The sequence below is a fragment of the Streptomyces sp. NPDC051219 genome (genome assembly GCF_040682335.1).
Lineage (GTDB): Bacteria > Actinomycetota > Actinomycetes > Streptomycetales > Streptomycetaceae > Streptomyces.
Genome location: NZ_JBFBAS010000002.1, coordinates 22,900 through 40,696 on the forward strand (window position 1 = coordinate 22,900; position 17,797 = coordinate 40,696).

Consider the following 17,797-nt stretch of genomic DNA (forward strand, 5'->3'; position numbering starts at 1 on the left):
CCGCCGGGCCGCCCGGCGGCGTCCGGTGGGCGGGACGGGGGGTCCTGCCGCGGAGCCCGCCCTATACGGTGGGAACACCATGAGCGCTTCGCAGACCTCCGAGTTCCCTACTCTCCTCGTCAAGATCTTCGGCAAGGACCGTCCCGGGATCACCGCCGGACTGTTCGACACCCTCGCCGCCTACTCCGTCGATGTCATCGACATCGAGCAGGTCGTCACCCGGGGCCGCATCGTGCTGTGCGCGCTCGTCACCCTGCCCACCGCCGGCGGCACCACCGAGGGCGACATGCGCGCCACGGTGCACAACTGGGCGGAGTCACTCAAGCTTCAGGCCGAGATCATCTCCGGCACAGGCGACAACCGGCCCCGCGGCAGCGGTCGCTCGCACGTCACCGTTCTCGGGCACCCGCTCACCGCGGAGTCGACCGCCCAGATCGCCGCGCGCATCACCGCCACCGGCGGCAACATCGACCGTATCTTCCGGCTGGCGAAGTACCCCGTCACCGCCGTCGAGTTCGCGGTGTCCGGTGCGGAGACCGAGCCGCTCAGGACCGCTCTGGCGACCGAGGCGGCCGAGATCGGCGTCGATGTCGCCGTCGTCTCCGCCGGACTGCACCGCCGTGCGCAACGGCTGGTCGTCATGGACGTGGACTCGACCCTCATCCAGGACGAGGTGATCGAGCTCTTCGCGGCGCACGCCGGCTGCGAGGACAAGGTCGCCGAGGTCACCGCGCAGGCGATGCGCGGCGAGCTGGACTTCGAGCAGTCGCTGCACGCGCGTGTGGCCCTGCTGGCCGGGCTGGACGCGTCAGTGGTGGACAAGGTGCGGGCCGAGGTACGGCTCACCCCCGGCGCTCGCACCCTGATCCGTACGCTCAAGCGTCTCGGATACCAAGTCGGTGTCGTGTCGGGCGGTTTCACCCAGGTCACAGATGATCTGAAGGACCGGCTGGGGCTGGACTTCGCCTCGGCGAACACGCTGGAGATCGTCGACGGGAAACTGACCGGGCGGGTGATCGGCGGTGTCGTGGACCGGGCGGGCAAGGCCCGGCTGCTGCGCAGCTTCGCCGCGGAGGCCGGGGTCCCGCTGGCGCAGACCGTGGCCATCGGTGACGGTGCCAACGACCTGGACATGCTCAACGCGGCCGGTCTCGGTGTGGCTTTCAACGCCAAGCCGGTGGTACGCGAGGCCGCCCACACCGCCGTGAACGTGCCCTTCCTGGACGCCGTTCTCTACCTGTTGGGCATCACCCGTGAAGAGGTCGAGGCCGCGGACGTGGAGTGACCTCCGAGACGACCGAGGGCCCCCGGCATTCGTGCGGCGCCGGGGGCCCTTTGACGTAAGAGGACGGAGGTGAAGGGGGTTACTTGTGCGGGGCCCAGTACTCCAGCAGCGTGCCGACCCCGTGCTCCACGGACTTCCAGGAACCGGCGAAGCCGACGACGGCGAGCGCCGAGGTAGGGAATCCGCCCTGGTTCATGCGGGTCAGCGCATCGCCTTCCGCGCGGCCGGCGAGGGCGTCGGCCAGCGCGTGCATACCGGGGTTGTGGCCGATGACGAGCAGATCGTTCACCTCGTCCGGGGTCTCGTTGAGCAGGGCGATGAGCTCGCCCAGGGAGGCCTCGTACAGCCGCTCCTCGTACACCGTCTTGGGCCGGTGAGGCAGGGCTTGGACGGCGAGCTTCCAGGTCTCGCGGGTCCGTGCGGCGGTCGAGCAGAGGGCCAGATCGAAGTTGATGCCGGTCTCGGCCAGCCGGAGGCCGGCGGCGGGGGCGTCCTTGCGGCCGCGCTCCGCGAGTGGCCGCTCATGGTCGGACACCTGCGGCCAGTCGGCTTTCGCATGCCGGAGTAGGGCGATCCTGCGGGGTGTATCGACGCTCATGCATCCCAGCTTCGCATGAATTCAGCCACGGGGCGCAGGGTGTTGAGCGGCTTCTCCCGCCAGGGGTGAACGGCTTCGGGAATGCCCACCGGCCGGTCCGAAGGGGCGCGTCGTGGCCTTGGGACCCTAGTGCGCCAGCGTCCGCCGGATGCGCTCGAGCAGTTCCGCGACGGCGGGATCGCCGCTCGCGGCGTGCGCTTCGCCCGGCCCGACGATGAGCAGGAGCAGTACGGCGAAGGCGATGGCGGGCAGGGCGACGGCCCACCACGGCAGCCGGACCTCGACGCCGCCGGCCGGCGGGATGGACCGGGTGTGCGTACGGGCCGACATGGCCGCCTCCGTGGGTCTTCGGTTGGTGTACCTAGAACCTACGGATGGCCGCGGGCGGTTCCCATCCGGTGATCCACCCACTTGACCCTGACCCTGGCCCCCTAGGGGATGGTGGGGCCAGCCCCACCATCCCCTACGTCGGCGCGGGTCAGGGGGAGGCGATGGACGCGATGATTCCGATGATCACGCTGATGGCCAGCATCGCGCCGAGCACGATGAGCAGTTTCTTCTGGCCGTTCTGGGGATTCGGGTCGAGCACGGGCATGCGGTCAGTCTCGCATGCCGCATTCGTCCTCGATCGTGCGGTCCCGCCCGGCCAGCGTTCCGGCGACGATCTGCGGCACCATCAAGCCCGCCATCAGCGCGATGGGCAGCTCCCAGCCGCCGCTGTGCTGGTAGAGCGCACCGACGACCAGTGGTCCGGGGATGGAGATGAGGTAGCCGGTGCTCTGCGCGAAGGCGGACAGCCGGACCACTCCCGGACCGGAACGGGCGCGCATCCCGATCATCGTGATGGCGAGCGGGAAGGCGCAGTTGGATACGCCGAGGAGGAGCGCCCACAGCCAGGCGCCGGCCGCGGGAGCGAAGTACAGGCCCGCGTACCCGGTGAGGCCGAAGAGGCCGAGGGCGACGACGAGCAGGCCCTGGTTCCTCATACGGCCGGCCAGCCTCGGGATGACGAAGGCGAGCGGGACGCCCATCACCATCGTCACGGCGAGCAGTACACCGGCCGTGCCCGGCGGGACTCCGGCGTCGCGGAAGATCTGCGGCATCCAGCCCATGGTGATGTACGCGGCGGTGGCCTGTAGGCCGAAGAAGCAGGCCAGGGCCCAGGCGGTGCGACTGCGAGTGATGCGTACGACCGGGGTGTCCGGGTGGCGGACCGCGGTCGCGACGACCGCAGCGGTGCGGCGCTCCCGGGCCACCGGCAGCCAGACCAGGAGAGCCAGGGCGGCGAGCACCGCCCACATGGCGAGGCCGGTGCGCCAACTGCCGCCCAGCGCTCTCGTCATGGGCACGGTCGCGGCGGCCGCGACGGAGGTGCCCAGAGCCAGGGCCATGGAGTAGAGGCCGGTCATCGTGCCGAGGCGGTCCGGGAACCAGCGCTTGATGACGGCCGGCATCAGGACGTTGCTGAGCGCGATGCCCGCGAGCGCGAGGGCGCTGGCGGCCAGGAAGCCGGCCGTGCCGCCGGCGAAGGGACGGATAACCAGTCCCGCGGTGACCGCGGCCATGCCGGCGCAGAGGATCGCGGCGGGTCCGAAGCGGCGGGCGAGACGGGGTGCGGTGACGCCGAAGACGGCGAAGCACAGCGTCGGTACGGAGGTGAGGAGTCCGGCGGTGGTGCCGCTCATTCCGAGGCCGGTCCGCGTCTCTTCCAGCAGCGCGCCGAGGCTGGTGATGGCGGGGCGCAGATTGAGGGCCGCCACGACTATGCCGACGACGAGGAGCGGGGCGAGCCAGGCGGGCGACGCCGGTGGGCCGGCCGGGGCCGAACGGGGGGCGGTGCGGGCCGCGGTGGGGCGGTTCAGGGTCTGAATGTCGTCGTCGGCCATAGTGCCATCATAGAATCATGGGATGATTGGTTGTCCAATCCGCAGCCTGCCCCCAGGGCCCGCCCTCGACCAAGGAGCACCATGCCGCTCTCCTCTCCCCGGCGTTCCGCACTCGCCGACCAGGTGATCGCCGAGCTGCGCAAGCAGATCGCCTCGGGCGAGTGGCCGGTCGGTTCCCGCATCCCCACCGAACCCGAACTCGTGGAGCAGCTGGGGGTGGCGCGCAACACCGTCCGGGAGGCGGTCCGCGCACTGGCGCACAACGGGCTGCTGGACATCCGCCAGGGCTCGGGCACGTATGTGATCGCCACCAGTGAGCTGGCCGGGGTGATGCACCGTCGGTTCGCCGACGCGGACCCGCGGCACATCGCCGAGCTGCGCTCCACGCTCGAGTCCTCGGCGGCCCGGCTGGCGGCCCAGCGGCGGACCGAGAAGGACCTGAAGCAGCTGGACTCACTGCTCGCGAGGCGCGAGGCGGCGTGGGCCACGGGTGACGCGGAGCGGTTCGTGGCGGCGGACACCACGCTGCACCTGGCGGTGGTGGCCGCCTCGCACAACGAGGTGCTGACCGGGCTCTACGCCGACCTGGGCGACCTGCTCCGGGACTGGCTGCGGGGGGACGTGGGCCAGGATCTGCGCCCGGAGGCCCACATGGACCACTCCCGGCTGGTGGAGGCGATCCGTCGCGGCGACGCGGACACCGCCGCGACCGAGGCCGCGGGTTATCCGTTCATGTGCCTTCGGGGGGCTGGTGGCTGATCCACACCGCGCGGATCTCCTTCCAGCAGCGGTCGGACAGCTCGGCGTAGCCGGCCGGGCCGATGACCACGGGCGCACTGTCGCCGTCGATGTCCCACCAGCGGTCGCACTCGACGTGCAGCCGGACGAGGTCGGTCTCCGGGTAGGGGTTGTGGCAGAAGGCGCTGACGCGCGAGCCGTCGATCATCGTACGGCATTCGGCGCCGAAGCGTTCGGGCTCGGGGGTTCGGCCGGAGGGGGGAGCGGCGCCGCCGGCTTTCGCGGTCGTGAGGACGTGCGCGCCGGTGACGGCTTGCGCGGTGGTGGCCGGTACCGGGAGACCGGACAGGACGACTGACGTCAACAGCAGGGATACCGCTCGGCTCCGCCTCGGTCGCACGCCCGTACCTCCTCCCCGCAGCACGCCGGGAAGATCCCGGTTTGACCAGTTTGCAGGGAGTCGCCGGGCTTTTCGACTCGAGGGCGCACGCACGACGGCCGCGTGCCGTCCGCCCGAAGGCGGACGGCACGCGGCCGCAGAGGCCCGTACGGGTCAGGCGCCCATCATGTGCACGCCGCCGTCGACATGGACGATCTCGCCCGTCGTCTTCGGGAACCAGTCCGAGAGCAGGGCGACGACTCCGCGTCCGGCCGGGTCGGGGTCGGCCATGTTCCACTCCAGCGGGGAGCGGTGGTTCCACACGTCCGCGAGCTCGGAGAAGCCCGGGATGGACTTGGCGGCCATGGAGCCGATCGGGCCCGCCGAGACCAGGTTGCAGCGGATGTTCTGCTTGCCCAGGTCGCGGGCGAGGTAGCGGGAGGTGGCCTCCAGCGCGGCCTTGGCCGGGCCCATCCAGTCGTACTGCGGCCACGCGAACTGCGCGTCGAAGGTCAGGCCGACCACCGCGCCGCCCTCCTGCATGAGCGGCAGGCAGGCCATGGTGAGCGACTTCAGCGAGAACGCCGAGACGTGCATGGCCGTGGAGACGGACTCGAACGGCGTGTTGAGGAAGTTGCCGCCGAGCGCGTCCTGCGGGGCGAAGCCGATGGAGTGGACGACGCCGTCCAGGCTGCCGAGCTCGTCACGGACCAGGTCGGCCAGGCGGTCGAGGTGCTCGGTGTTGGTGACGTCCAGCTCGATGACCTTGGCCGGCTTGGGCAGCTTCCTGGCGATGCGCTCGGTCAGGGTGGGCCGGGGAAAGGCGGTCAGGATGACCTCGGCGCCCTGTTCCTGGGCCAGCTTGGCGGTGTGGAAGGCAATGGAGGACTCCATCAGCACACCTGTGATCAAGACGCGCTTGCCGTCGAGAATTCCACTCATGGCGATCAGTGACCCATGCCCAATCCGCCGTCAACGGGAATGACGGCTCCGGTGATGTACGAGGCGTCGTCGGAGGCGAGGAACCGCACCGTGGCGGCGATCTCCTCCGGCTGCGCGTAACGGCCGAGCGGCACACCGGCGACGATGCCCGCGCGCTGCTCGTCGGTGAGCACCTTCGTCATGTCGGTGTCGACAAAGCCGGGTGCGACGACGTTGAAGGTGATGTTGCGCGAGCCGAGCTCACGGGCGAGGGAGCGCGCGAAGCCGACCAGACCCGCCTTGGACGCGGCGTAGTTCGCCTGGCCCGCCGAGCCGAGCAGGCCGACCACCGAGGAGATGAGGACGACCCGTCCCTTCTTGGCGCGCAGCATGCCTCGGTTGGCGCGCTTGACGACCCGGAAGGTGCCGGTGAGGTTGGTGTCCAGAACCGCGGTGAAGTCCTCCTCGGACATCCGCATCAGCAACTGGTCCTTGGTGACGCCGGCGTTGGCGACGAGCACCTCCACCGGGCCGTGCTTCTCCTCGATCTCCTTGTAGGCCTGCTCCACCTGCTCGGAGTCGGTGATGTCGCACTTGACGGCCAGGAAGCCCTCCGGCGGCTCACCGGACCGGTACGTGATCGCAACCTTGTCGCCGGAATCGGCGAAAGCGCGGGCAATGGCGAGGCCAATGCCCCGGTTACCTCCGGTGACGAGAACCGAGCGGCTCAACGGATCACCCTTTCGATAGCGGTCTGGTTCCCGGAAAACCTATCGGTCCTGTCCGCCTTACGGAGAATCCACCTTTGACAGCGCCGTGATTCAGTCACTGTCGGGTCCCTACAGTTCGGGCAGGCTCGTCAGTCCGCCATACCGGGGGCGAACGCAGCCAGTCCGGCCTCACGGGCCGCGTGGAGTATCCGCTTGTCGTAGGTAATCAAGGAGTCGAGAGCCTCACCGATGGCCGGCGCACTCGCCGCGTGGATGGCGTCCAGGGAGCGCAGGGTCGCCGGACGACCCTGTCGAGCTGCCGGACCACGCCCGGGGCCCGGAAGCAGTATGGCGATGACGTTTCCGGTCGCCAGGTCCCTGACCTCCTCGGTGAGGAGGATCTCGGTGACCATGGTGTCCAGATCAGCCGGAGCGCCCGGAAACGAGCCGCGCGCCACCTGGACCGCCTCGCCCTTTTTCGACGCGTGCGAAGACGCCGCTGGGGTTGTAGGAGAACTCACGGACCGAGATGGTGCCCATCGGGGGACTCCCTCGGCATGGCCGACGTGACCCGCACTCCCTGGATTCTACCTACATCCCTGAGGCCGTCCGGCGAAGCCGCCCGGGCTGTGCAAACCCAGGAGATCCCGGCCTGCAGACGTGATTCACTGCCGCAGACGTACCAGGGCAGAGCCATTGTGAAGCGAAGGGAAGGGCACCCGTGCCCCACGATATCGATCAGGCGTTCACCGCCCTGCCGCTGCGGGCGCTCGCCGACGCGGCGCTCGCCCGCGCCCGCGCGCTGGGCGCCGAGCATGCCGACTTCCGCCTCGAGCGGGTCCGCAGTGCCTCCTGGCGGCTGCGCGACGCCAAGCCGTCGGGCTCCTCGGACACCACCGATCTCGGCTACGCGGTGCGGGTGGTGCACGGCGGCAGCTGGGGCTTCGCGTCCGGGGTGGACCTGACGATGGACGCGGCGGCCCGGGTGGCCGGCCAGGCGGTGGCGATGGCCAAGCTCTCGGCGAAGGTGATCGCCGCGGCCGGCTCCGACGAGCGGGTCGAACTCGCCGACGAGCCCGTGCACGCCGACCGGACCTGGATCTCCGCCTACGAGATCAACCCGTTCGACGTTCCGGACGAGGAGAAGTCGGCACTGCTCGGTGACTGGAGCGCGCGGCTGCTGGCGGCGCAGGGCGTCGCGCACGTGGACGCCTCGCTGCTGACCGTGCACGAGAACAAGTTCTACGCGGACACCGCCGGCACCGTCACCACGCAGCAGCGCGTACGGCTGCATCCGCAGCTCACCGCCGTCGCGGTGAACGCGAACTCGGGAGAGTTCGACTCCATGCGGACCCTCGCGCCGCCGGCCGGCCGCGGCTGGGAGTACCTCACCGGCACCGGTTGGGACTGGAACGCCGAGCTGGAGCAGATCCCGTCCCTGCTGGCGGAGAAGATGCGCGCGCCGAGCGTGGAAGCGGGCACGTACGACCTGGTCGTCGACCCGTCGAACCTCTGGCTCACCATCCACGAGTCGATCGGCCACGCGACCGAGCTGGACCGGGCACTGGGTTACGAGGCGGCGTACGCCGGGACCTCGTTCGCCACCTTCGACCAGCTCGGCAAGCTGGCGTACGGCTCGTCGATCATGAATGTGACGGGCGACCGGACCGCCGAGCACGGCCTGGCGACCGTCGGGTACGACGACGAGGGCGTCCAGGCGCAATCCTGGGACCTGGTCAAGGACGGCACTCTCGTCGGGTACCAGCTGGACCGGCGGATCGCGAAGCTGACCGGCCTCGGGCGGTCGAACGGCTGCGCCTACGCCGACTCCCCCGGCCATGTGCCGGTCCAGCGGATGGCGAACGTGTCGTTGCAGCCGGACCCGGGCGGCCTGTCCACGGAGGATCTGATCGGGGGTGTCGAGCGCGGCATCTACGTGGTCGGCGACCGGTCGTGGTCGATCGACATGCAGCGCTACAACTTCCAGTTCACCGGGCAGCGCTTCTTCCGGATCGAGAACGGCCGGCTTGCCGGCCAGCTGCGCGACATCGCCTACCAGGCGACCACCACCGACTTCTGGGGTTCCATGGAGTCGGTCGGCGGCCCGCAGACGTACGTCCTGGGCGGGGCCTTCAACTGCGGCAAGGCGCAGCCCGGCCAGGTGGCCGCCGTCTCTCACGGCTGCCCGTCCGCGCTCTTCCGCGGAGTAAACATTCTGAACACCACGCAGGAGGCCGGACGATGAGCCGCACGACCAAGCCGCACGAGGTCGTCGAACGCGCCCTCGCGCTGTCCCGCGCCGACGGCTGTGTCGTCATCGCCGACGAGCACTCCACCGCCAACCTGCGCTGGGCCGGCAACGCCCTCACTACGAACGGGGTCACGCGCGGCCGCACCCTCACCGTCGTCGCGACGGTCGACGGCAAGGAGGGGACCGCTTCCGGTGTGGTCTCCAGGTCGGCAGTCACCGCCGACGACCTCGAGCCGCTGGTCCGCGCGGCCGAGGCCGCCGCACGTGGGGCAGGCCCGGCCGAGGACGCGCAGCCGCTGGTCACCGGGGTGTCCGCGTCCGACGACTTCACCGACGGCCCTGCCGAGACCTCCTCCGAGGTCTTCGCGGAATTCGCGCCCTCGCTCGGCGAGTCGTTCGCCCGGGCCCGTGAGGGCGGTCGGGAGCTGTACGGCTTCGCCAACCACGAGCTCGTGTCCACCTATCTGGGCACGTCCACGGGGCTGCGCCTGCGGCACGACCAGCCGACCGGGACCCTTGAGCTCAACGCCAAGTCACCCGACCGCACCCGCTCGGCCTGGGCCGGCCGCTCCACACGCGACTTCAAGGACGTCGACCCGGCGGCGCTGGACGCCGAGCTGGCGCAGCGGCTGCGCTGGGCCGAGCGCCGGATCGACCTGCCCGCCGGCCGGTACGAGACGCTGCTGCCGCCGACCGCCGTGGCGGATCTGCTGATCTACCAGCTGTGGTCCGCCGCTGCCCGGGACGCCGCGGAGGGCCGTACGGTCTTCTCGAAGCCCGGCGGCGGAACGCGGGTCGGCGAGACGCTGTCGGAGCTGCCGCTGACGGTGCGCAGCGACCCGTACGAGCCGGGCCTGGAGTGCGCGCCGTTCGTGATCGCGCACAGCTCCGGCGACGACGCGTCGGTCTTCGACAACGGCCTGCCGCTGTCGGCCACCGACTGGGTACGGGACGGCAAGCTCACCCACCTGCTCACCACCCGCCACAGCGCGGCCCTGACGGGGCTGCCGGTGGCGCCCGCGATCGGGAATCTGGTGCTCGACGGGGGTGGCGAGCGTTCCATGGAGGAGATGGTGGCCTCCACCGAGCGGGGCCTGCTGCTGACCTGCCTCTGGTACATCCGCGAGGTGGACCCGGCCACGCTGCTGCTCACCGGACTGACCCGGGACGGTGTCTACCTGGTGGAGAACGGCGAGGTCGTCGGCGAGGTGAACAACTTCCGCTTCAACGAGTCACCCGTCGACCTGCTGTCCAGGGCATCGGAGGCCGGCCGTACCGAGAAGACGCTGCCGCGCGAGTGGAGCGACTGGTTCACGCGGTCCGCGATGCCCGCGCTGCGCATCCCGGACTTCAACATGAGCTCGGTCAGCCAGGGAGTCTGACCCGCCTAGACTGGCGGGGGTCAACGGACATCGTTCACATCGTTCACATCGTTCAAGGAGACACAAGACCGTGACGGACATCGTCGACGAGCTGAAGTGGCGCGGGCTGTTCGCCCTGTCCACTGACGAGGACGCATTGCGCAAGGCTCTCGCGGACGGTCCCGTCACGTTCTATTGCGGCTTCGACCCCACGGCGCCCAGCCTGCACGTGGGGCACCTGGTACAGGTTCTCACCGTCCGCCGGCTGCAGCAGGCCGGTCACCGGCCGCTCGCGCTGGTGGGCGGTGCGACCGGCCAGATCGGTGATCCCCGGCCGACAGCCGAGCGCACGCTGAACGACCCGGAGACGGTCGCCGGCTGGGTGCAGCGGCTGCGTGGCCAGATCGAGCCGTTCCTCTCGTTCGAAGGCGAGAACGCGGCCGTAATGGTCAACAACCTGGACTGGACGGCGGGCATGACCGCCATCGAGTTCCTGCGGGACATCGGCAAGCACTTCCGAGTGAACAAAATGCTGACCAAGGACTCGGTCGCCCGCCGGCTGGAGTCCGACCAGGGCATCAGTTACACCGAGTTCAGCTACCAGCTGCTGCAGGGCATGGACTTCCTGGAGCTGTACCGGCGGTACGGCTGCACCCTGCAGCAGGGCGGCAGCGACCAGTGGGGCAACCTCACCGCCGGTCTCGACCTGATCCACCGCCTGGAGCCGCACGCGAACGTGCACGCGCTCGCGACGCCGCTGATGGTCAAGGCGGACGGCAGCAAGTTCGGCAAGACCGAGGGCGGGGCGGTCTGGCTCGACCCGGAGATGACCACGCCGTACGCGTTCTACCAGTTCTGGCTGAACGTGGACGACCGGGACATCTCCACATACACGCGCATCCTCAGCTTCAAGTCCCGCGAGGAGATCGAGGAGCTGGAGAAGCTGACCGAGGAGCGTCCCCAGGCCCGCGCCGCGCAGCGCGCGCTGGCCGAGGAGCTGACGACGCTGGTGCACGGCGCGCAACAGTGCGCCGCGGTCGTCGCCGCCTCCAAGGCCCTCTTCGGCCAGGGTGAGCTGTCCGGTCTCGACGAGCCGACGCTGCGCGCGGCGCTCGCCGAGCTGCCGCACGCCGCCGTCGGCGGGCTCGCCCCCGTGGTGGACCTGCTCGTGGAGGTAGGCCTGACGCCCAGCAAGTCGGCGGCCCGCCGCACCGTGAAGGAGGGCGGCGCGTACGTGAACAACGTCAAGGTGACCGACGAGGAGGCCGTACCGGCCAAGGAAGACCTGCTCCACGGGCGCTGGCTCGTGCTCCGGCGGGGCAAGAAGAACCTCGCCGCCGTCGAGGTCGCCGGGCAGTAGTCCGCGCTCTGCGCACGGCGAAGCGGCCGGTATCGGTGGATGCCGGCCGCTTCCGCGGTTCAGGCTCTGGTTCTCCTGCGGCCCCTGATCGAGGCCCACAGCATGTCACCGACCCCGACGACGGCGACAGCTCCGGCCAGCTGCAACAGGTGGCGGATCCAGTCGATCCCCTTGGTGTCCGCGACCCCGATCCAGGCGGCGACGGCGTTGCCGAGGATGCTGCCCAGAATGCCGAAAATGACCGTCAGCCAGAGGGGGATCTGCTGCTTGCCCGGAATGATGGCCTTGGCTATCAGGCCGAGTACCAGACCCACGATGATGGCCCACAACCAACTCATGTCGCCTCCTGATGCGGCGCGATCTGCGCATGTGCGCCCAGTCTCGGCCGACAGGCCGTACGTCGCATGTCGGACAGCTCCATACGCGGTACGGCCGGTCCGATCTGCCCAGGTGCGGCAGCCCCGCTCTCGAATGCGGCGGAGCCGGGGCGTACCGTGGAACAGGTCCGGACCGGGAGCGTCCGGCGTGGAAATCGGGTGGTGGAACGTGATGCGGAAGAAGAACCATGCCGAGGTCTTCCGGATCACCGGTGCGCGGCAGGGCCTCGCCGACGATGTGCGCGGCCGGCAGCGCCGGTACGTGATCTCCATGTCCGTACGGACGGTGTCGGTGGTCCTCGCGGCGGTGCTGTGGAACGTGGAACGGCATGTGGCGGTCGTGGCCCTGGTGCTCGGCCTGGTCCTCCCCTACATCGCCGTCGTGATCGCCAACGCGGGCCGTGAGAACGCGCCTTCACTGCCGTCGACCTTCGTCCCGCCGCCGGTCCGCCCGGCGCTGGGACCGGCTCCGGTGGGCGGCGCGGCGGAGGCTCAGCCGGAAGCCGGAGCAGGGGACGGGGAGTCCCCGTCGCGCGAGCGGAACTGATACACCACCGCCCGCGAAGCTCAAGAAAAGCTCAGATCAATCATGCAGTTCCAGTGCACTCCACCGGGCGCTGCGTGACATACTGCGTACGCGCTCCGCATCCCCCGTCGGAGCGACGGACCGACGCCGGGCAGCTCCCCCCGTGGCTGCTCGGCGTCGCCTTTGTCTGACCTAGGGTTGAGACCGTGAACTCCCCTGAACCCCTCACCATCTGCTCCGCCAAGGGCTGCCGTGCCGACGCTGTCTGGGTGCTCGCCTGGAACAACCCGAAGCTGCACACGCCGGAGCGCCGCAAGACCTGGCTGGCCTGCGACGAGCACCGTGAGTACCTGTCGCAGTTCCTCGGGCTGCGCGGATTCCTGAAGGACGTGGTGACGCTCGAGGAGTGGTCCGCCGCCGAAGGCGGCTGATCAGCGCGGCGGCGGGACGGCGTCGTGGCGGGCGACGCGGTGGCGCGGTCAGCCGCCGATCGCCGACATCGGGCGGTCGGGTTGCAGGAAGGACGGGTCGTCCAGACCGGATCCCGCCTTCTTGCCCCACATCGCCAGCTTCCAGAGGCGGGCGATCTCCTCGTCGGGGGCGCCGGACCGGAGCGCGCCGCGCAGGTCGGACTCCTCGCGGGCGAAGAGGCACGTACGCACCTGTCCGTCGGCGGTGAGGCGGGTCCGGTCACAGGCCCGGCAGAACGGCCGGGTGACCGAGGCGATCACACCCACGCGATGCGGGCCGCCGTCGACGAGCCAGCGCTCGGCCGGTGCGGAACCGCGTTCGTCCTCGCCCTCGGCGGTGAGCGCGAAGCGCGTGCGCAGCGATTCCAGGATGTCACCGGCGGTGATCATGCCGTCACGCTTCCAGCCGTGCTGCGCGTCGAGCGGCATCTGCTCGATGAAGCGCATCTCGTAGTTGTTCTCGACGGCCCAGGCGAGCAGGTCGGGGGCCTCGTCGTCGTTGAGGCCGGGCATCAGGACGGCATTGACCTTGACCGGGGTGAGGCCGGCTTCGCGGGCCGCCGCCATCCCGTCCAGGACGTCGTGGTGCCGGTCACGGCGGGTCAGGGTCTTGAAGACGTCGGGGCGCAGCGTGTCCAGCGAGACGTTGACCCGGTCCAGACCGGCGGCCTTGAGTGCGGTCGCGGTGCGCTTGAGTCCTATGCCGTTGGTGGTCAGGGACATCATCGGGCGCGGTTCCAGCGCGGCGCACCGCTCGACGATGCCGACCAGGCCGGGCCGCAGCAGCGGCTCACCGCCGGTGAAGCGGACCTCGTCGACCCCGAGGTCGGTCACGGCGATACGGATGAGGCGGACTATCTCGTCGTCGGTGAGCAGGTCCGGCTTGGCGAGCCACTGCAGGCCCTCTTCCGGCATGCAGTACGTACACCGCAGATTGCAGCGGTCCGTGAGTGAGACTCGCAGGTCAGTGGCCACTCGGCCGTAGGTGTCGATGAGCACTGTGGGCCCCCTCCCCTGTCCGGATCAGTAGTTGATTTCGAGCCTACGCGACGCGTGTGACATCCAGGGGTGCCCGAAAGAACGAGACGCGACGCGGCCGCGTCGTAGAGTCCTACGACGCGGCCGGCAGGGCACCGAGTACGGCTGCGCGGGATCAGTGGGCCCCGGTTCCGGTGAGCGAGCGGACCTCCAGCTCCGCGTACTTGCCCTTGTCGGCCTCCTCCTTCGTCAGGACGGTGCCCAGCCAGCCGAGCAGGAAGCCCAGTGGGATCGAGACGAGGCCGGGGTTCTCCAGCGGGAACCAGTAGAAGTCGGCGTCCTTGAACATCGAGGTGGGCTTGCCGGAGACGACTGGCGAGAACAGGACCAGCACCACGGACGAGATCAGACCGCCGTAGATGGACCAGAGCGCGCCCTGGGTCGTGAACTTCTTCCAGAACAGGCTGTAGAGGATCGTCGGCAGGTTCGCGGACGCGGCCACCGCGAACGCGAGGGCCACCAGCCCGGCGACGTTGAGATCGCGGGCGAGGGCGCCCAGGGCGATGGCGGCGGCGCCGATGAAGACGGTGGCCCAGCGGGCCGCGCGGACCTCTTCCTTCTCGGTCGCCTTGCCCCTGCGGATGACGTTGACGTACAGGTCGTGCGCGAACGACGACGAGGACGCCAGGGTCAGTCCCGCGACCACCGCCAGGATGGTGGCGAACGCGACCGCGGAGATGACGGCGAGCAGGATCGCGCCGCCCGCCGAGTCGGGTCCGCCGCCGATGGCCTGGGCGAGCAGCGGGGCCGCGGTGTTGCCCGCCTTGTTGGAGGCGATGATGTCCTCGCGGTTGAGCAGCGCCGCGGCGCCGAAGCCGAGCGCGATGGTCATCAGGTAGAAGGCGCCGATGATGCCGATCGCCCAGTTCACCGACTTACGGGCGGCCTTGGCCGTGGGGACGGTGTAGAAGCGGATGAGGATGTGCGGCAGGCCGGCCGTGCCCAGTACGAGTGCGATTCCGAGGGAGATGAAGTCCAGCTTCGAGGTGGCGTTGGCGCCGTACTTGAGGCCGGGCTCGAGGAACGACGCGCCCGCACCGCTGTTCTCGGCGGCCTTGCCCAGCAGGTCCGAGACGTTGAAGTTGAACTTCAGCAGCACCAGGAAGGTGATGAGCAGGGTGCCCGCGATGAGGAGCACGGCCTTGACCATCTGGACCCAGGTGGTGCCCTTCATGCCGCCGATGGTCACATAAAGAATCATCAGAACGCCGACCAGCGCGACGATGGCGACCTTCCCGCCGTCGCTGGTGATGCCCAGCAGCAGCGAGACCAGTACGCCTGCGCCCGCCATCTGCGCGAGCAGGTAGAAGATGGAGACCACGATGGTCGAGGTGCCGGCCGCGGTACGCACGGGTCGCTGCCGCATCCGGTACGCGAGGACGTCGCCCATGGTGTACCGGCCGGAGTTGCGCAGTGGTTCCGCGACGAGCAGCAGGGCTACCAGCCAGGCGACCAGAAAGCCGATGGAATACAGGAAGCCGTCGTAGCCGAAGAGGGCGATGGCGCCGGCGATGCCGAGGAAGGACGCGGCGGACATGTAGTCGCCGGAGATCGCGAGACCGTTCTGGAAGCCGGTGAACTGGCGGCCGCCGGCGTAGAAGTCGGCGGCGTCCTTGGTCTGCCGGCCGGCCCAGACCGTGATGATCAGCGTCGCGACGACGAACAGCCCGAAGAGGGTGATGATCAGCGGCCGGTGCTCGCCGGCGCCCGTCGCGGCGAGGTGGAACGTGGAACTCATACGTCGGCCTCCATACGGGACTTGATCGCTTCGGCCTTCGGATCGAGCTTCGCGGCAGCGTGCCGCGCGTAGAACCAGGCGATGAGGAATGTGGTGGCGAACTGGGCCAGACCGAAGACCAGCGCGACGTTGATGTTGCCGAAGAGCTTGGTGCCCATGAAGCCGCCCGCGTAGTTGGACAGCAGGACATAGAGCAGATACCAGGCGATGAACGCCACGGTCAGGGGAAAGGCGAAGGAGCGGTAGGAGCTGCGCAGTTCGCCGAACTCCGCGCTCTCCTGCATCTCGACGAACTGTGCTGTCGTGGGTGCTGCGGGACTGGTCGCCGTACCGCCGACGGGCGGCGGCGCTGCATCGGTAGCCACGGGCTCTCCTTGCGACGCGGGTGCTGTGGGACTGGACAAGTCGACCTCCGTCGGGGGTGTCAGGGTGCAACTCCCCCTGTCAACGGCACGGGCCGGATCACGGGACGGTTCAACAACCGATTTTTCTTTCGGAATTCGTTGCTGGGGCGGGAAGATCGGCGCTAGCTTCACTCGTCATGTACCCGTCCACGCGCAACCCGCGTGTGGACGGCTGTCACGGATGATGTGGAGAACCCATGGCTCAGCCACGCACCAGACGCCGTCGTGCCCTCGCGGTACCCGTCGGCCTGGCGCTGACCGCGTCGCTCGGTTTCCTGCCGGGCACCGCATCGGCCGAATCGCAGGACACCCCTGCGGCGGTGGTCACCGACGGTCCCAAGCTGTCGTACGTGGTCAACACCAAGACGGACCACCGCACGATCGCGTCCGTCAAGAAGGCGATAGCCAAGGCCGGCGGCACCGTGGTCGTCGCCCACGACAAGATCGGCGTGATCGTCGTCCACTCGACGAACCCCACCTTCGCCCAGCAGATACGCACCGTCCGCGGTGTGCAGACCGCGGGCGCGACTCGGACCGCGCCCCTCAAGGCCGCGGGCACCACCGAGATGGGCGCCCCGGAGTACGTCGACGCCGCCAAGGCCGTCACCCCGGCCGCCGCCGGTCCGGACACCGAGCCGCTCGAGGCGGACCAGTGGGACCTGCGCGCCATCGGCGCGGACAAGGCCGCCAAGATCAACCCGGGCAGTGGGAAGGTCACCGTCGCCGTGATCGACACCGGCGTCGACGACACCCACCCGGACCTCACGGCCAACTTCTCCAAGAGCCAGTCGGCCAACTGCGTTGGCGGGGTCGCGGACACCAGTGAAGGCGCCTGGCGCCCGTACACCGCCGACGACTACCACGGCACGCATGTCGCGGGCGAGATCGCTGCCGCCCGCAACGGCGTCGGTGTGGCCGGTGTGGCCCCCGGCGTCAAGGTCTCCTCGATCAAGGTGAGCGACCCGGAGACGAGCCTCTTCTTCCCGGAGAGCGTGGTCTGCGCGTTCGTCTTCGCCGCCGACCACGGCGTCGAGATCACGAACAACAGCTACTACATCGACCCCTGGCTCTACAACTGCCTCGACGACCCCGACCAGGCGGCCATTGTCGACGCGGTCAACAGGGCCTCGAAGTACGCGCAGCGCAAGGGCACTCTGCACCTCGCGTCGGCCGGCAACTCCAACCACGACCTCGCCTCGGACGCGATCGTCGACGACTCCAGCCCCGACGACACCACCCCGGTCGAGCGCACCATCGACCCGTCGGAGTGCTGGGACATCCCGACCCAGCTGCCCGGCGTGTTCACGGTCACCGCGACCGGCGTGCAGAACCTGAAGTCGTACTACTCCAGCTACGGCCGCGGTGTCGCCGACATCGCCGCACCCGGCGGAGACAAGTACCAGATCCCGGACACCCCGTCGAAGAACGGGCGAATCCTGTCCACCATGCCGAACAACGGCTACGCGTACCTGCAGGGCACCTCGATGGCGAGCCCGCACGCCGCCGGCGTCGCGGCGCTCCTCAAGAGCACCCATCCGTGGGCCGGTCCCGAGGCGCTGCAGGCGCTGCTCAAGGCGCAGGCGGACAACCCGGGTTGCCCGACCGGGCTGTACGACCCGGACGGCAACGGTGTCCAGGACGCCACCTGCGAGGGACCGAACCGCGTCAACGGCTTCTACGGCTTCGGCATCGTCAACGCCCTGGACGCCGTCAAGTAGGGACGCCCGCAGCTCATTTCGCGAACGAAGTGGAGAT

The 17,797-nt window shown here is 69.6% G+C and carries 20 protein-coding genes; 8 read left to right on the top strand and 12 right to left on the bottom strand.

The window, feature by feature from the left end; all coding sequences use genetic code 11:
• Window positions 1-79: 79 nt before the first annotated feature.
• Window positions 80-1,285 (top strand): phosphoserine phosphatase SerB, encoded by a 1,206-nt coding sequence (gene serB / locus AB0M62_RS02810; RefSeq protein WP_366072288.1) that lies wholly within the window; start codon window positions 80-82, stop codon window positions 1,283-1,285.
• A 79-nt stretch (window positions 1,286-1,364) separates the two neighbouring features.
• Here the strand turns inward: serB and AB0M62_RS02815 are convergent, their stop codons facing one another.
• The 4 genes from AB0M62_RS02815 to AB0M62_RS02830 all read right to left on the bottom strand — a co-directional run bounded on the left by AB0M62_RS02815 (window position 1,365) and on the right by AB0M62_RS02830 (window position 3,769).
• The gene (locus tag AB0M62_RS02815) at window positions 1,365-1,883 is read right to left on the bottom strand and encodes a histidine phosphatase family protein (protein WP_366072289.1); all 519 of its coding nucleotides are present in this window, start codon (window positions 1,881-1,883) and stop codon (window positions 1,365-1,367) included.
• A 126-nt stretch (window positions 1,884-2,009) separates the two neighbouring features.
• Window positions 2,010-2,213 (bottom strand): hypothetical protein, encoded by a 204-nt coding sequence (locus AB0M62_RS02820; protein WP_366072290.1) that lies wholly within the window; start codon window positions 2,211-2,213, stop codon window positions 2,010-2,012.
• Window positions 2,214-2,361: 148 nt separating this feature from the next.
• Window positions 2,362-2,478: an SGM_5486 family transporter-associated protein gene (locus AB0M62_RS02825; RefSeq protein ID WP_366072291.1), complete on the bottom strand. Its 117-nt coding sequence runs from the start codon at window positions 2,476-2,478 to the stop codon at window positions 2,362-2,364.
• Window positions 2,479-2,482: 4 nt separating this feature from the next.
• On the bottom strand, window positions 2,483-3,769 hold the full coding sequence (locus AB0M62_RS02830) for an MFS transporter (protein ID WP_366072292.1): 1,287 nt from the start codon (window positions 3,767-3,769) through the stop codon (window positions 2,483-2,485).
• Between the two features lie 81 nt (window positions 3,770-3,850).
• On the opposite strand from AB0M62_RS02830, the gene AB0M62_RS02835 reads away from it, so the two are divergent.
• On the top strand, window positions 3,851-4,528 hold the full coding sequence (locus AB0M62_RS02835) for a FadR/GntR family transcriptional regulator (RefSeq protein ID WP_366072293.1): 678 nt from the start codon (window positions 3,851-3,853) through the stop codon (window positions 4,526-4,528).
• On the opposite strand, the gene AB0M62_RS02840 is transcribed toward AB0M62_RS02835, so the two are convergent.
• The 4 genes from AB0M62_RS02840 to AB0M62_RS02855 form a co-directional block, all read right to left on the bottom strand.
• On the bottom strand, window positions 4,500-4,907 hold the full coding sequence (locus AB0M62_RS02840; protein WP_366072294.1) for a hypothetical protein: 408 nt from the start codon (window positions 4,905-4,907) through the stop codon (window positions 4,500-4,502). The two genes, AB0M62_RS02835 and AB0M62_RS02840, sit on opposite strands and share 29 nt — an antisense overlap.
• 153 nt (window positions 4,908-5,060) lie before the next feature.
• Entirely contained in the window at window positions 5,061-5,828 is a 768-nt protein-coding gene (gene fabI, locus AB0M62_RS02845; RefSeq protein ID WP_366072295.1) for an enoyl-ACP reductase FabI, read from the bottom strand.
• A gap of 5 nt (window positions 5,829-5,833) precedes the next feature.
• Window positions 5,834-6,538: a 3-oxoacyl-[acyl-carrier-protein] reductase gene (gene fabG / locus AB0M62_RS02850; RefSeq protein WP_366072296.1), complete on the bottom strand. Its 705-nt coding sequence runs from the start codon at window positions 6,536-6,538 to the stop codon at window positions 5,834-5,836.
• A 128-nt stretch (window positions 6,539-6,666) separates the two neighbouring features.
• Window positions 6,667-7,038: a hypothetical protein gene (locus AB0M62_RS02855; RefSeq protein WP_366072297.1), complete on the bottom strand. Its 372-nt coding sequence runs from the start codon at window positions 7,036-7,038 to the stop codon at window positions 6,667-6,669.
• A gap of 200 nt (window positions 7,039-7,238) precedes the next feature.
• Between AB0M62_RS02855 and AB0M62_RS02860 the strand changes: the two genes are divergently transcribed.
• From AB0M62_RS02860 to tyrS, 3 genes are all read left to right on the top strand, one after another.
• Window positions 7,239-8,762 carry a TldD/PmbA family protein gene (locus AB0M62_RS02860; RefSeq protein WP_366072298.1) on the top strand — a complete coding sequence of 508 codons (1,524 nt, stop codon included), beginning with the start codon at window positions 7,239-7,241 and terminating at the stop codon, window positions 8,760-8,762.
• A complete protein-coding gene (locus tag AB0M62_RS02865; protein ID WP_366072299.1) occupies window positions 8,759-10,150 on the top strand; it encodes a metallopeptidase TldD-related protein in 1,392 nt (463 codons plus the stop codon). The genes AB0M62_RS02860 and AB0M62_RS02865 overlap by 4 nt, the downstream gene beginning before the upstream one ends.
• Before the next feature lie 70 nt (window positions 10,151-10,220).
• Window positions 10,221-11,489 carry a tyrosine--tRNA ligase gene (gene tyrS / locus AB0M62_RS02870; RefSeq protein ID WP_366072300.1) on the top strand — a complete coding sequence of 423 codons (1,269 nt, stop codon included), beginning with the start codon at window positions 10,221-10,223 and terminating at the stop codon, window positions 11,487-11,489.
• A gap of 59 nt (window positions 11,490-11,548) precedes the next feature.
• On the opposite strand, the gene AB0M62_RS02875 is transcribed toward tyrS, so the two are convergent.
• On the bottom strand, window positions 11,549-11,827 hold the full coding sequence (locus tag AB0M62_RS02875; RefSeq protein ID WP_366072301.1) for a GlsB/YeaQ/YmgE family stress response membrane protein: 279 nt from the start codon (window positions 11,825-11,827) through the stop codon (window positions 11,549-11,551).
• A 211-nt stretch (window positions 11,828-12,038) separates the two neighbouring features.
• Between AB0M62_RS02875 and AB0M62_RS02880 the strand changes: the two genes are divergently transcribed.
• Both AB0M62_RS02880 and AB0M62_RS02885 read left to right on the top strand, forming a co-directional pair.
• Window positions 12,039-12,413: a DUF3099 domain-containing protein gene (locus AB0M62_RS02880; RefSeq protein WP_366072302.1), complete on the top strand. Its 375-nt coding sequence runs from the start codon at window positions 12,039-12,041 to the stop codon at window positions 12,411-12,413.
• Between the two features lie 185 nt (window positions 12,414-12,598).
• Window positions 12,599-12,823 carry a hypothetical protein gene (locus tag AB0M62_RS02885; RefSeq protein WP_366072303.1) on the top strand — a complete coding sequence of 75 codons (225 nt, stop codon included), beginning with the start codon at window positions 12,599-12,601 and terminating at the stop codon, window positions 12,821-12,823.
• 48 nt (window positions 12,824-12,871) lie between these two features.
• Here the strand turns inward: AB0M62_RS02885 and moaA are convergent, their stop codons facing one another.
• From moaA to AB0M62_RS02900, 3 genes are all read right to left on the bottom strand, one after another.
• Window positions 12,872-13,861, bottom strand: a complete 990-nt coding sequence (gene moaA, locus AB0M62_RS02890; protein WP_366072304.1) for a GTP 3',8-cyclase MoaA — start codon at window positions 13,859-13,861, stop codon at window positions 12,872-12,874.
• A 154-nt stretch (window positions 13,862-14,015) separates the two neighbouring features.
• Entirely contained in the window at window positions 14,016-15,638 is a 1,623-nt protein-coding gene (locus AB0M62_RS02895; protein ID WP_366072305.1) for a cation acetate symporter, read from the bottom strand.
• Complete coding sequence (locus AB0M62_RS02900; protein WP_366072306.1) at window positions 15,635-16,003, bottom strand: DUF485 domain-containing protein; 369 nt, start codon at window positions 16,001-16,003, stop codon at window positions 15,635-15,637. The genes AB0M62_RS02895 and AB0M62_RS02900 overlap by 4 nt, the downstream gene beginning before the upstream one ends.
• A gap of 236 nt (window positions 16,004-16,239) precedes the next feature.
• On the opposite strand from AB0M62_RS02900, the gene AB0M62_RS02905 reads away from it, so the two are divergent.
• On the top strand, window positions 16,240-17,760 hold the full coding sequence (locus AB0M62_RS02905) for a S8 family serine peptidase (RefSeq protein WP_366072307.1): 1,521 nt from the start codon (window positions 16,240-16,242) through the stop codon (window positions 17,758-17,760).
• Window positions 17,761-17,797 lie beyond the last annotated feature (37 nt).